This is a genomic window from Pseudomonas sp. JR33AA (assembly GCF_021378985.1).
GTDB lineage: Bacteria > Pseudomonadota > Gammaproteobacteria > Pseudomonadales > Pseudomonadaceae > Aquipseudomonas > Aquipseudomonas alloputida.
Genome location: NZ_JAJSAW010000021.1, coordinates 65,756 through 78,035, shown reverse-complemented (window position 1 = coordinate 78,035; position 12,280 = coordinate 65,756). Strand labels below are relative to the sequence as shown.

15 protein-coding genes are annotated in these 12,280 nt (G+C 63.2%); 5 read left to right on the top strand and 10 right to left on the bottom strand.

The genetic code is table 11. The features are described 5' to 3' along the window. Window positions 1-73: 73 nt before the first annotated feature. From LVS58_RS22985 to LVS58_RS22965, 5 genes are read right to left on the bottom strand one after another with little or no spacing between them, the layout of a single operon-like run. Window positions 74-1,054, bottom strand: coding sequence for a FecR family protein (locus LVS58_RS22985; RefSeq protein WP_233692958.1), 981 nt, complete (start codon window positions 1,052-1,054; stop codon window positions 74-76). Continuing rightward, window positions 1,051-1,626, bottom strand: a complete 576-nt coding sequence (locus LVS58_RS22980) for an RNA polymerase sigma factor (RefSeq protein WP_233692960.1) — start codon at window positions 1,624-1,626, stop codon at window positions 1,051-1,053. The genes LVS58_RS22985 and LVS58_RS22980 overlap by 4 nt, the downstream gene beginning before the upstream one ends. 5 nt (window positions 1,627-1,631) lie before the next feature. After that, entirely contained in the window at window positions 1,632-1,958 is a 327-nt protein-coding gene (locus LVS58_RS22975; protein ID WP_233692957.1) for a DUF3325 domain-containing protein, read from the bottom strand. Further along, window positions 1,958-3,535: a PepSY-associated TM helix domain-containing protein gene (locus LVS58_RS22970; protein ID WP_233692956.1), complete on the bottom strand. Its 1,578-nt coding sequence runs from the start codon at window positions 3,533-3,535 to the stop codon at window positions 1,958-1,960. Before LVS58_RS22970 ends, LVS58_RS22975 begins: the two co-directional genes overlap by 1 nt. Further along, window positions 3,532-3,837, bottom strand: coding sequence for a DUF3649 domain-containing protein (locus LVS58_RS22965; protein WP_233692955.1), 306 nt, complete (start codon window positions 3,835-3,837; stop codon window positions 3,532-3,534). The genes LVS58_RS22970 and LVS58_RS22965 overlap by 4 nt, the downstream gene beginning before the upstream one ends. A gap of 256 nt (window positions 3,838-4,093) precedes the next feature. Here LVS58_RS22965 and LVS58_RS22960 point away from each other — a divergent pair, with 256 nt between their 5' ends. Together LVS58_RS22960 and LVS58_RS22955 are read left to right on the top strand one after the other, a co-directional pair. Beyond that, the gene (locus tag LVS58_RS22960) at window positions 4,094-4,441 is read left to right on the top strand and encodes an HPF/RaiA family ribosome-associated protein (protein WP_233692954.1); all 348 of its coding nucleotides are present in this window, start codon (window positions 4,094-4,096) and stop codon (window positions 4,439-4,441) included. A 121-nt stretch (window positions 4,442-4,562) separates the two neighbouring features. Then, window positions 4,563-4,865, top strand: a complete 303-nt coding sequence (locus LVS58_RS22955; protein ID WP_233692953.1) for a DUF3509 domain-containing protein — start codon at window positions 4,563-4,565, stop codon at window positions 4,863-4,865. 46 nt (window positions 4,866-4,911) lie between these two features. On the opposite strand, the gene LVS58_RS22950 is transcribed toward LVS58_RS22955, so the two are convergent. Then, window positions 4,912-5,382 (bottom strand): phosphate-starvation-inducible protein PsiE, encoded by a 471-nt coding sequence (locus tag LVS58_RS22950; protein WP_233692952.1) that lies wholly within the window; start codon window positions 5,380-5,382, stop codon window positions 4,912-4,914. 365 nt (window positions 5,383-5,747) lie between these two features. Here LVS58_RS22950 and LVS58_RS22945 point away from each other — a divergent pair, with 365 nt between their 5' ends. Continuing rightward, window positions 5,748-6,011, top strand: coding sequence for a YebG family protein (locus LVS58_RS22945; RefSeq protein WP_003251679.1), 264 nt, complete (start codon window positions 5,748-5,750; stop codon window positions 6,009-6,011). A gap of 56 nt (window positions 6,012-6,067) precedes the next feature. Here the strand turns inward: LVS58_RS22945 and LVS58_RS22940 are convergent, their stop codons facing one another. Then, a complete protein-coding gene (locus tag LVS58_RS22940) occupies window positions 6,068-7,087 on the bottom strand; it encodes a Leu/Phe/Val dehydrogenase (protein ID WP_233692951.1) in 1,020 nt (339 codons plus the stop codon). Window positions 7,088-7,211: 124 nt separating this feature from the next. Here LVS58_RS22940 and LVS58_RS22935 point away from each other — a divergent pair, with 124 nt between their 5' ends. Further along, window positions 7,212-8,018: a SirB1 family protein gene (locus LVS58_RS22935; RefSeq protein ID WP_233692950.1), complete on the top strand. Its 807-nt coding sequence runs from the start codon at window positions 7,212-7,214 to the stop codon at window positions 8,016-8,018. On the opposite strand, the gene maiA is transcribed toward LVS58_RS22935, so the two are convergent. Genes maiA through hmgA form a run of 3 tightly spaced genes read right to left on the bottom strand, consistent with a single transcriptional unit; the run spans window position 8,012 to window position 11,254 of the window. Continuing rightward, on the bottom strand, window positions 8,012-8,644 hold the full coding sequence (gene maiA, locus LVS58_RS22930) for a maleylacetoacetate isomerase (protein ID WP_233692949.1): 633 nt from the start codon (window positions 8,642-8,644) through the stop codon (window positions 8,012-8,014). The two genes, LVS58_RS22935 and maiA, sit on opposite strands and share 7 nt — an antisense overlap. Before the next feature lie 12 nt (window positions 8,645-8,656). Next, the gene (gene fahA / locus LVS58_RS22925; RefSeq protein ID WP_233692948.1) at window positions 8,657-9,949 is read right to left on the bottom strand and encodes a fumarylacetoacetase; all 1,293 of its coding nucleotides are present in this window, start codon (window positions 9,947-9,949) and stop codon (window positions 8,657-8,659) included. Window positions 9,950-9,952: 3 nt separating this feature from the next. After that, window positions 9,953-11,254: a homogentisate 1,2-dioxygenase gene (hmgA, locus tag LVS58_RS22920; protein WP_233692947.1), complete on the bottom strand. Its 1,302-nt coding sequence runs from the start codon at window positions 11,252-11,254 to the stop codon at window positions 9,953-9,955. A gap of 112 nt (window positions 11,255-11,366) precedes the next feature. On the opposite strand from hmgA, the gene LVS58_RS22915 reads away from it, so the two are divergent. Beyond that, window positions 11,367-12,158: an IclR family transcriptional regulator gene (locus tag LVS58_RS22915; RefSeq protein ID WP_233692946.1), complete on the top strand. Its 792-nt coding sequence runs from the start codon at window positions 11,367-11,369 to the stop codon at window positions 12,156-12,158. Window positions 12,159-12,280: the final 122 nt, after the last annotated feature.

The window sequence follows — 12,280 nt, the reverse complement described above, 5'->3', positions numbered from 1 at the left end:
CGTGTGGTTATATTTTTTTTGGGGGGGGGGGGGGGGGGGGGGCCACCCCCCCCCCCCCCCCCGACACAGGCAACTACCGAATCAGGGTCAAACGCCCCAACACGGTCTGCCGTGAAAAACCCATCACCTTGCCCAGTGAATCCAGTGCCAGCAGCGGCTCGGTCACCGGGAAACTGCCGCTGACTTTACGCTGCCCCAGTTCGCCATCGAGCAGCAGCATACGCCCCGGGTAATATCGCCTAAGGTCTTCGATCACCTGCGCCAGCGGGACCTGGTAATAGTTCAGCCACCCCTGGCGCCAGGCCAGGCGGTTGTCACTGTCCACCGCCAGGGTGTCGCCAACCCTGCCTGCGCGGTAGAACACCTGCTGGTTGGCAGTCAGTTCTCGCGCCAAAGTACCCTGCGCGGGGCTGACACCCACACGCCCGCTGCGCACCGTCACCTGGGCGCCCTCGCCTTGCTCACGCACCTCGAACTGGGTGCCGAGCACCCGCACTTCGCCGCCGGCAGCTTCCACCAGGAACGGCTCACCGGTATGCGTAACCTCGAAGAACGCCGCGCCATGCAGCAACCGCACACGGCGCTCACCCTGGGCAAAATCGACCGCAATGGCGCTACCTGCATCAAGCGTCACCTGAGACTGGTCGGCCAAGGTCACCTGGCGAATCTGCCCGGCACTGCTGTAGTCCGCCTGTAGGTCCTGCAACCAGTACCCTGGGTGCCAACCACCCGCGACGCCCACGGCCAGCACCAGGCAGGCTGCCAACGCCAGCCCTGCCACCCGCCGCCACCCGCCACGGGCCGGCGGTCTGGCCATGGCATCGAGGTAACGCTGCAGGGCGTCCTGTTCTTCGTCCGCCAGCCGCGCCGCCGGGGCGGCGCTTTTCTGCCACAGCACCTGGGCCTGTTCATAAGCTGCGCGGTGCGCGGGGTCGGCCAGCAACCAGCGCTTGAATGCCGCCCCTTCGGCTTGCCCGGGTTGCTCGTTGATCCGGTTCAACCATTGCAGGGCAGCCTGAAACTGCGCTTCGTTTATCGGCGGTAAACGGCTCATCGACGGACGCTCCCTGGCCGGCGTGGGGTGGACGCGGGCTCGGCAACACTCGCCTTGCACGCTTCGAGGGCGCGCATCATATGCTTTTCCACGGCGCTCTGGGACAGCTGCATGGCTTTGGCGATCTCGCTGTACTTGCAGCCGTGAATGCGGTTGAGCAGGAAGATCTGCCGGGTGCGCTCGGGCAAGGCACGCAAGGCGGCCTCGATCCGCTGCAAGTCGTGGTCGACCTCCACGGCCTGCTCAGGGGCCTGGGCCAGGCTCGCCTCGTTCAACGGCACAGCGGCTTCGGCCACGCGTTCGCGGCTTCCTTCGCTGCGCAGGTGGTCTATGGCCAGGTTACCAGCGCAACGCAGCAGGTAAGTGTCCAGCGCCTCGACCTTGACCTCGGGGCGACGCCAGAAACGCAGGAATAACTCCTGGACCAGGTCCGAAGCCGTGGCGCAGCAGCCGACCCGACGGCTTACCAACGCCTCCATACGGGCACGCTGGGCCTGAAACACCTGGACGAAACGTGCACGCGCGCCTGCGCTGTCAGCGTCAGGTTCGATGATATCCCCCGGCTCGCTCACAGGGATCACACAGCGGATACGGCCAGCATGGGGCCCAGCACCACGCTGACGGCAGCCAGGCCCAGCAGCAGACGAGGCTGGTACGGCAGGCCGAACACCCACAGTGTTACCCCGGCCATCATCACCGCTGTCCACTCCACCAGGCCGAGGGCCCAGCCACGCAGGTACACGCTGAGCACCAGCGACAGCATCAGCAGCAGCCACCCCGCAACACGTAACAGGAGCAAGTGGCTAGGGCTCGGCTTGCGCCCGAGCAAGTCGCTGAAGTGCTTTTCCATCGCCAGGCACAGGGCAACGAAGCCCGCAAAGGCAATCAGTGCGTTACCCAGCATCAGCCCGCCTCCACCGTTTCAATGCTCGACCTTTTTGTCGCACGCGCCGCGCGCTTGGCTACGGGCGTGGGGCTGGCCAGCATCTTGCGGGCCAGCCAGGCCAGAAACAGGCCGGTCCCCAGGGCTGTCAGATCGAAGCCGGCCATGGCCCAGTCACCCTCCCCTACCGAATGGATCAAGCCCCGGTCAGTCGCCAGGCCGTTGAGCAACGGCAGCAGGGCGAAGGCCAGCGCACCCAGCGCCAGTTGCTCGCCCCAGGCTGTGCGCCCGCTACGCAGCACAGCGTGCACCAGCGACAGGCCCCAGGCGATGAAGAACGCATTCACCTCCCAGTCGGCCCGGCCTTCGACAGCCAAGGGCACCAGGCGGTTGGCCCAGAAGAAGCCCGCCACCGCCAGCAACAAGCCACTCATGCTGGCAATATTGAGCACTTCGACCAGGCGCAGCTCACCTGGCATATGTCCGGTCTTGGCGTGCTTGAGCTGGCGCTTGCCCAACCACATCACCAACCCGGTACCAATCACCGCAGTACCGGCCACGCCAAAGAAGAAGTACAGCCAGCGCAGCCAAGGCCCGGCGAAGTTGCCCATGTGCAGGCCAGCGAAACTGAAGGCGGTCATCATCAAACCGCTCTCCGGCTTGCCCTGGCTCAACAACGCACCACTGGCCCCATCGAATGTCCAGTTGGCGCTACGCCGATAAGCCACGTGGTCGGCTGCCGATTGGGTGAAGGTGACGCGGGCGTTGCTGTCGCCCGGGTTCTGCACCTGGATGTTGCCGACACGCGCCCCCGGCTGCAGCTCCTGCACCTTGGCGTACAGGCTCGGCAGCGCTACCAGCGGTGTCGCCACCTGGGCCGCCTTGGGCGCATCGTTGCGGCCAAACAGGTCATTGAAGTACTTGTCGGTGTCATTGCCGTAGCTGGCCATGATGCCCGCCGGCATCACCATGTACATGAACAGCACCAGGCTGCTGTAGCTGATCATCAGGTGGAACGGCAGCACCAGCACGCCGATGGCATTGTGCCCGTCCAGCCAGGACCGCTGCCCCTTGCCAGGACGGAAGGTGAAGAACTCCTTGAAGATCTTCTTGTGGGTAATGATGCCGGTGACCAACCCCAGCAGCATGATGAAAGCGCAGAACGTCGATAGCCAACGGCCAACCGGGTAAGGCATCTGAAGCTGGAAGTGGAAGCGGTAGAAGAACTCGCCACCGCGGCTGTCACGTGCTTCCACCGGCTGGCCGGTCTGGGTATCGAGGGTTTTCCTGACGAAGCCACGCGGGCCGCCACTGGGGTCGCGGTAGCCCACACTCAAGGCGGCCTCCCGTTCGTTCGGCATGCGAATGAACCAGGTACTTGAATGCCCTGCATTGTCCTGCAGGTAACGTTGAGCGACTGCCAGGCTATTGATCGGGTCCAGGGCATGCCTGCGTACTTCAGGCTGTGACCAATGAGTGATTTCTTCCTTGAAGTACGACAGCGTGCCGGTAAGGAAGATGGCGAACAACAGCCAGCCGAAGATCAGGCCAGTCCAGGTGTGCAGCCAGGCCATGGCCTGGCGGAAGCATTCTTTCATGCGGTTTTCATCCAGTAGGCAACGCCGCTGATCAGGCCCAGCAGCAGGCTTGACGCCAACACGCCCAACCAGGCACGCCAGGCGCTGCGGCAGGCGAAACACCAGATGAACGCCAGCAGGTAGAACACGAACGACAGCAGCAGGCCGGTGAGCGTGGCATCGACCTTTGGCAGGGGCGCCAGCAAGGCAATACAGACGCTCGCGAGGGACGCCAGCAGATAGCCGCCAAGCAGCGCGGCCAAGCTACGGGATGTCACGGCCAGGCGATAGCTGAACGGGAGGCCGGCGGTTTTGCGCGTCATGACGAGGTCCGGGTGTTCCTGGGGCTGCAATAATAATGATTTCAATTCTCATAAGCAAAGCCCAGCCCCCTCTATCCGCTTGGCCGTACGAGCCGCGCGTCACGGTAAGTCTATTTGCAACAAGAAATTTATTTTCAAAAAGGGCTTGTATTCGTTTCGCGCTTGCCTGACCTTAGAGTCAAGAGGCGCAGAAATTCCAAGGGTCTCAAGGACCTGAGCGTGCCTCCATGCGAGCAAGCTGAATAAGGATTGAATCATGCAAATCCAGGTCAACAGCAGCAACCATTTCGACGGTAACGCCCGGCTCGACCAGTGGGTCCGCAGCACACTGCAGAACTCGCTGGAACGTTACGAAGAAGACCTCACCCGCATCGAGGTCCACCTGCGCGACGAGAACGGCGTCAAGCCCGGACCGCATGACAAACGCTGCCAGATGGAGGCTCGCCCGAAAGGCCACCAACCAATTTCCGTGACCCACACCGCCAGTTCGCTCGACCAGGCAGTCGACGGTGCCGCCACCAAGCTCAATCACGCGCTGGAACACTTCTACGGCAAGCTGCGCAGCAAGCGCGGCGCCTTGGAGCTGAGTGACCCGGACGCCTGATCGGCAATGCAAAACGCCCGGCCTTGAGCCGGGCGTTCTCGTTTGTGCCGATCAATGGCGCTGAACCAACGTGCAAACATCCCGGTCAACTTCTGCACTCACTCACCGCAGAAGCAAGACCATGAATAACCCATTCGAACGAATCAGTGCTGCATTCGCCCCGGAATACCGGGTCAACCTTAGCATTGCGAACCTCGACGGCAGCATCATGCTCACCCTGTCCGACGACGCCGGCGTCGTCGCCAAGCGCCTCATCACCCAGGCCCAGCGCAACGACCCGGTGCGCCTGCAGCGGGTGATCGACAGCATTCGCCTGGGCCTGGCCATCGAGTTGGGACAGAACCCCTTGCAGGTGTTGGCAGCACTGACCCGCGAACCGAACACAAACGCCCGACCGTTCGCGGCAGTCAGCGCGGCCAACTGACTCAGCCCCCTGCACCGCAGGCCTTGGCACTGAGTAAGTCGCCCCTTTACTTACCCTCCTCTACTGCCTTGCCATTGACGTCCAGTACCTTGGTCGAGGGGTAGCGGTACGAAGCGTAGCGCACCACCAGGATCGAGAATGCCAGCAGCAGGATACCGCCGCACAGGTACAGCAGCCCTTCGTCCGGTGCCTTGTGGTGCGAAACATCGCCGATCAGCAGGCGAGTGAGCGCGGTTATTGCCACGTACAGCAGGAAGCGGATCGGCATGTGGTTGGTCTTGAAGTAGATCCCCACCATCGCGCCCAGCTCCAGATAGATGAACAACAGCAGGATGTCATCGACACTGACCCCGCCCTTGCCCAGCATGTCCAGAAACGTCACTACTGCCGCGTAGGCGGTGATGGCGCCAATGCCGAACAGGGCCAGGTAATGGAATGCCTCGACGCACAGGTTGCCCAGCGAGTCGGCCGAGCCGTGCAGGCCCTTGCGCAGTTTTTCTGCCCATTTGATGTTCACGATGTTCCATTCCCCGATACGTCTTTAAGGATGATGCGTCGCTGATGTGACGCTTGTGCCATGCAGTTAAAGGGCCAAGCCCCTGTCTTGGAAGGCGACCGATTGCCGCAAGGCACCTCGAGGAATGGCCCTTGACGCTAACCTCGATATCGCGAGGGACAAACAAGGCGGTGGCGCCCGCAGGCACAGGCGAAACTGGCCAGACACAACATACAAGGAGCGAGCTTGCTCGCGATGCGCCGCACGGGCGGCGCTCGGTCTGTGCCACGCTACAATTTCTGCTTGCGAACCAACCAACATTGCTATTACTGTATATAGATACAGTAACCCGCAACACAACCAGCAAAAAGGCATAGAGGTGATGAATGGCCGTCGAAGTGGTGTACCGCAGCAGCCGCGACCCGGAGCGCTTGTTCATGGATAAGGCCGAAGCAGACCGTCACGACAAAATGCTCGAGCTTGCCGAGCGCCTGGCCGAAGTGCTGCACAAGGCAGTGCCGTCGCTGACCGAGCAGCAGGTCGAGGAAGCCGGTATCTACATGGCGAAGAACCGTGATGTATTCGCCCGGGCGTTCAAAAGCCAGCCGGATGCGTTGGCCGAATTGCTTGAGGGCACTGCTGCCGAGTGATATCGCTGGAGATGTGCGGGTTTACCGCAAAGTGGCCAACAAGCCATCCTCAACCGTCAGCCATACAACAACCGCTCCGCCAGCATCTGCGCCACCCTTGCCGGCGAACGCTTCTCCGCCTGCGCATGGCCAAACACTTCGGTCAGCCGTGAAGGAATCCGCGCCAGGTGCGCAGTAATAGTCCCCTGGTCTTCGCCACGGTGGGTGAGTGCCACATAGATCAGCCCACCAGCATTGATCACGTAGTCAGGTGCATACAATATGCCGCGCGACTCCAGCTGGTCTGCCACTTGCAAGGTAGTCAGCTGGTTGTTGGCCGCCCCCGCCACTGCTGCACAACGCAGTTGCATCACGCTCTGCCCGTTCAGTACCGGGCCCACGCCGCAGGGTGCAAAGATATCGCAAGGGGTACTGATCAACGCATCGTTGGTCACCGGTTTGGCATCGAACTGTTCCATCGCCAGCCGTACCCGCCCCGGGTCCAGGTCGCTGACCAGCAGCTCCGCGCCCACCGCATGCAATTGCTCCGCCAGCGCATAACCGACATTGCCCAACCCCTGCACCGCTACCCGCAAGCCTCTCAGGTCATCGCTGCCCAGCCGGAACGAAGTAGTGGCACGTATGCCGGCGAACACCCCCATCGCCGCGTGTGGCGATGGGTCGCCCGACGCAGTGGTGCTGGTCACGTGGGGTGTGCTCTGGGCAATACAGTCCATGTCCAGGGTCGAGGTGCCGCTGTCCACCGCGATGATGAAGCGCCCATGCAAGGTATCGATGAAGCGGCCAAAGGCCTCGAACAGCGCGGCGCGGTTTTCCACATGCGGGTTGCGCATGATCACCGCCTTGCCACCCCCCATCGGTAAGCCGGCCAGTGCTGCCTTGTAGCTCATGCCCTGGGCCAGGCGAATCGCGTCGGTCATGGCGCTTTCATCATCGGCGTAAGGCAGATAGCGACACCCCCCCATGGCCGGCCCCAAATGCTCACTGTGAATTGCCACAACGGCTTTCAGGCCTGTAGGCGGGTCATTGAACAGGTGCAGTGACTGGGTACGGGTGCTTTGCATCAGCGCGAACATCGACCGGCTCCCCTACGAGGTGCTCCTTCCAGTATAGGCACGGCCTCGGCGTTTACGCCGCCGCCGGACCACTGGACGAAACCGTACGCCACGGCTAATACTCAAACGTGTGTGGAGATACCCCATGAAGCCACGTCAAGCCTGCCTGGCCTGCCTGGAACGCAAGCCTGTCGACCTGCTGGAAGCCGCATTGTGGATTGCCGCCGAGCACGACCCTGGTGTCGAGCCCGCGGCCAGCCTTGCTGTGCTGCACGACCTGCAGCGCGAGATAAGCGCCAACCTGCCGATGCTTCCACTATGCGAACTGGCCCAGCCACTACTGCGCCAGCTTAATGCGCTGGGCTTTCAGCAGGATGAATACCACCCCTTGCGCCCACATGCGGCGATGATGGACAAGGTACTGCAGCGCCGCCGCGGCCAACCACTGACCTTGGCCATCCTCGCGTTGGAACTGGCCAGGCGCCTGTCCATACCGCTGGAGGGTGTGGGCTTCCCTGGCCATTTCCTGCTGCGCGTGCCGGGTGCCGACCACCTGCTCGACCCCTGCGGCGGCCGGCGCCTGTACCCCAGCGACTGCCGCGAACTGCTGGCGCGCCAGTTCGGCCCGCAACTGGCGCTGACAGCCGAGCACCTGCGCAGCGCCAGCCCGCTGCAGATGCTGCAACGCCTGTCACGCAACCTGCGCCAACTGCACATCAGCAACGACAACCACCTGGCGGCGTTGATCGATGCAGAGCGGATCATGCAGTTGGGCCCGGTGCAGGTGAGCGACTACATGACCCGCGCCTCGCTCTACCATCATCTGGATTGCCCACAGGCCGAGCGCTTCGACCTGGAGCATGCATTGCTGCTGACGGAAGACCCGGTCCAGCGCCTGAAGCTGTCCGAGCGAATCGGCAAGCTTCCGGCGCCGAACCGTTCACTTCACTGAGCCGGGCTGTCCGGCTGCTGGGCGGGGTGGGCCTTGGCGAACGCCGGGTGCGCGGCCGCCAGTGCGGCAACCCGCCGGATGCGTGGGAAGCTGTCGAGGTCGATGTTGAAGCGTTCGGCCGCGTACAACTGCGGGATCAGGTACACATCCGCCAGCCCAGGCGTGTCGCCGAAGCAGAAACCGTGATCGCCAATCAGTTGCTCCACTGCCGCAAGCCCTTGGCTGATCCAGTGGCCGATCCACTGGTTGACCTGCCCCTCGTCCTGACCGGCCTGCCGCAGCCGGTTGAGCACGCTGACGTTGTGCAGCGGATGAATGTCGCAACCGATGATGGCCGCCACCCCACGTACCTTGGCCCGTGCCTCGGCTGTGGCCGGCAGCAACGCAGGCTGTGGATAAACCTCTTCCAGGTACTCGATGATCGCCGGCGACTGCACCAGCACCGCGCCACCGTCAGTGCGCAAGGCCGGTACGCGGCCCTGCGGGTTGACAGCGGCATAGCCCTCGCCGCGCTGCTCACCCTGCAGCAGGTTGACCGGCAGGGACTGGTAAGCCAGCCCCTTTAGCGCCAGGGCAATGCGCACCCGGTAGGACGAGGTGGAACGGTAATAGGTGTACAGCTCCATACCCCTGCCTCCTCAGTTGGCTGCGATGACCGTGCCGCGGCACTCACCGAAACCGATGCTGGCAACACCGTCACGTGCGCAGCGGGCACGCAGGATGATTTCGTCACCGTCTTCGAGGAACTTGCGCACCTCGCCGCTGGCCAGCTCGACCGGCAGCTTGCCGCCTTCGGTGATCTCCAGCAGGCTACCGAACGACCCCGGCGTGGCGCCCGACAGCGTGCCCGAACCGAACAGATCACCCGGTTGCAGTTGGCAGCCGTTGACGCTGTGATGCGCCACCAGTTGCGCCACGGTCCAATACATACTGCGGGTGTTGCTCAGGGTCAGGCGGTGCGGGGCAATGCCCTGCTCACGCATGCGCTCGGTCAGCAGCAGCACTTCGAGTTCGATATCGAATGCACCGCTGGCCTGGTCGCGCTTGTCCAGCAGGTACGACAGCGGCTGCGGGTCACCTTCGGGGCGTGCTGGCTGAGCGCAGCGGAACGGCTCCAACGCTTCGGCGGTGACCACCCAGGGCGAAATAGTGGTGATGAAGCTCTTGGACAGGAACGGCCCCAGTGGCTGGTATTCCCAAGCCTGGATATCGCGCGCCGACCAATCGTTGAGCAGGCATAGGCCGGCTACGTGCTCGGCGGCATCGCCTACCGGAATCGCCTGGCCCATGTCATTGCCCTGGCCAATCCAGATCCCCAGTTCCAGTTCGTAGTCCAGACGAGCGCAAGGACCGAAGCTCGGCTCGGTGTGCCCGGCCGGCAGGGTCTGGCCCTTGGGCCGGCGCACATCGGTGCCGGACGGGCGGATGGTGGAGGCGCGGCCGTGATAACCGATCGGCACGTACTTGTAGTTGGGCAGCAATGGGTTGTCGGGGCGGAACAGTTTGCCCACGTTCTTCGCATGCTCGATACCAACGTAGAAATCGGTGTAGTCACCGATCTGCGCCGGCACGTGCAGCTGGCAGTCGCTGGCCGGAAGCAGCGCCGGTTTCAGGGCTGCCTGGTGTTCGCTGTGCTCATCGAGCAGCACCTGCAAACGCTCGCGCAGGGCTACTCGGGCGTTGCGGCCCAAAGCGAAGAACGCGTTCAGAGCCCCGCCGCGGGTCGCTTCAACGGCGGCCTTGGCCGCCCCGTCGAACAGGCCGGCGGCCAGCACCGCCTCCAGGTCGAGGATCGCGTCGCCGATCGCCACGCCACAGCGCCTGGCTTCACCCGGCCGGCTGAAGATGCCCAATGGCAGGTTCTGCAGCGGGAAGTCGCTGTGCCCGTTGGCGTGCTCGACCCAACTACGGGCATTGGCAGTGTGGTTCATGGGTTATCTCCGGTTCGGGTTGAAGGTGCTCGGCAAGGTCGCCCAGCAACTATCGTAGTCGGCCTGCAATTGCGGGCACTCAAGGGCTTGCAGGCTCGGGCGCAACACCTGGCTGGTCTCGAACATGAAAGCCATAGTGTTGTCGATCTTGTGCGGCGCCAGGTCAGCGGCAATGGCCTTTTCACAGGTTTCGGCGTCGGGGCCATGGGCACTCATGACCCCGTGCAACGAGGCACCACCTGGCAGGAAGCCCTCGGCCTTGGCGTCGTAGGCGCCATTGATCAGGCCCATGAACTCGTTCATCAGGTTGCGGTGGAACCATGGCGGACGGAAGGTGTTCTCGGCCACCATCCAGCGTGGCGGGAAAATCACGAAGTCCATGTTGGCCATGCCATGCACGCTGGTCGGCGAGGTGAGCACGGTGAAAATCGAGGGGTCCGGGTGGTCGAAGCTGACCGTGCCGATGGTGTTGAAGCGGCGCAGGTCATATTTGTATGGCACGTTGCTGCCATGCCAGGCCACAACGTCCAGTGGCGAGTGCTGCAGCTCGCAAGCCCAGTGCTCACCCAGGAACTTCTGTACCAGTTGCACCGGGCCTTCAGTTTGTTCGTAGTGGGCCACGGGCGTTAGGAAATCGCGGGGGTTGGCCAGGCCGTTGCTGCCGATCGGGCCCAGGTCGGGCAGGCGCAGCGGCGCACCGTGGTTTTCCGCGATATAGCCACGGGCCTGGCCGTCGAGCAGTTCGACGCGGAACTTCATGCCACGTGGAATCACCGCAATTTCCAGCGGCTCGACCTCCATCACGCCCAGTTCGGTGGCGATGCGCAGGCGGCCCTGTTCCGGCACCAGCAGTAGCTCACCGTCCGCGTTGAAGAACACCCGTTCCATGGACCGGTTGGCGCAGTAGATGTAGATGCTCACGCCCGCTGGTTTTTCCGCTGCGGCGTTGGCAACCATGGGCAGCCAACCTTCGATGAAATCGGTCGGTTCAGCAGGAATCGGCTGCGGGCTCCAGCGCAGGCGGTTGGGGTTGATGCCACCCAGTGGCCCGCCGAGCGGCTGGCGCGCCAGGCGCTCGAAGCGTGGGTGCAATGCCGAAGGGCGGATGCGGTACAGCCAGGTACGGCGCAGCTCGCTGCGGGCCATGGTGAACGCCGTGCCCGACAGCAGCTCGGCATACAGGCCGTACGGGGCCTTCTGCGGGGAGTTCTGCCCGACAGGCAGCGCCCCGGGCAGTGCTTCGCTGGCGAATTCGTTGCCGAAGCCGCTCAGGTAGTGAAGGTCGGGCGACGTGTCGCGGTTCATCGATGCCTCCGGATGTTGTTTTTATCGTAATCAGATTACGAATAACGTAATTTGCTCCGCTCAAGGCGTCAAGCTATAAAGGCGACACGATAAATCCGGAACCTCCCCTCCCATGGCCAAAGCCAGCTCCCCCACCGACACCGGCAAGCAGAAGGTCCGCTCGGCGGAAGTCGGCACCGACATTCTCAAGGCCCTCGCCGAACTCTCACCCTCGACGTCGTTATCACGCCTGGCCGAGCACGTGCAGATGCCTGCGAGCAAAGTGCATCGCTACCTGCAGGCGCTGATTGCCAGTGGTTTTGCCGAACAGGATGCGGCCACCAACCATTACGGGCTGGGGCGTGAGGCTCTACGGGTGGGGCTGGCGGCGCTGGGCAGCATCGATGTGCTCAAGGTGGCGGCAATGCCGCTGTCGCAGTTGCGAGATGAGCTCAACGAAAGCTGCTTCATCGCGGTGTGGGGCAACCAGGGGGCCACGGTGGTAAGCATCGAACCTGCCGTGCGCGCGGTCACCGTGGTGACCCAAATCGGTTCGGTGCTGCCGTTGCTCAGCTCGTCCACGGGGCTGGTATTTGCCGCCTACCTGCCCGAGCGAGAAACCCAGGAGCTGCGCGACAGGGAACTGGCCGCTTTGCAACAAACTGCAAGTGACTACGACACACTGCTGGCCGGTATCCGCGAACAGGGCCTGCACCATGTGCATGGCCTGCTGATGCCGGGGGTGGATGCGCTGTCGGCACCGGTATTCAACGCCATGGGGCAGATTGCCGCGGTGATGACCGTGGTCGGGCCGACATCGATCTTCCATGCCGATGAACATGGGCCGGCGGCGCAGCGCCTGCTCACGGCCGCACGAACCGTTAGCTGGCGCATGGGTTACGCAGGTGCGTGCACTGTTGCCTGAAACGTAACGGTGAATGTCGACAGCAGCTATTTTTCCCGACGGATCAAGCGCTTATTCTTGACGCACTCACCGACTTGAAGGGCTCTCCCCCCCGCCTTTCAAGCCTGCGAGGTTCACCGACG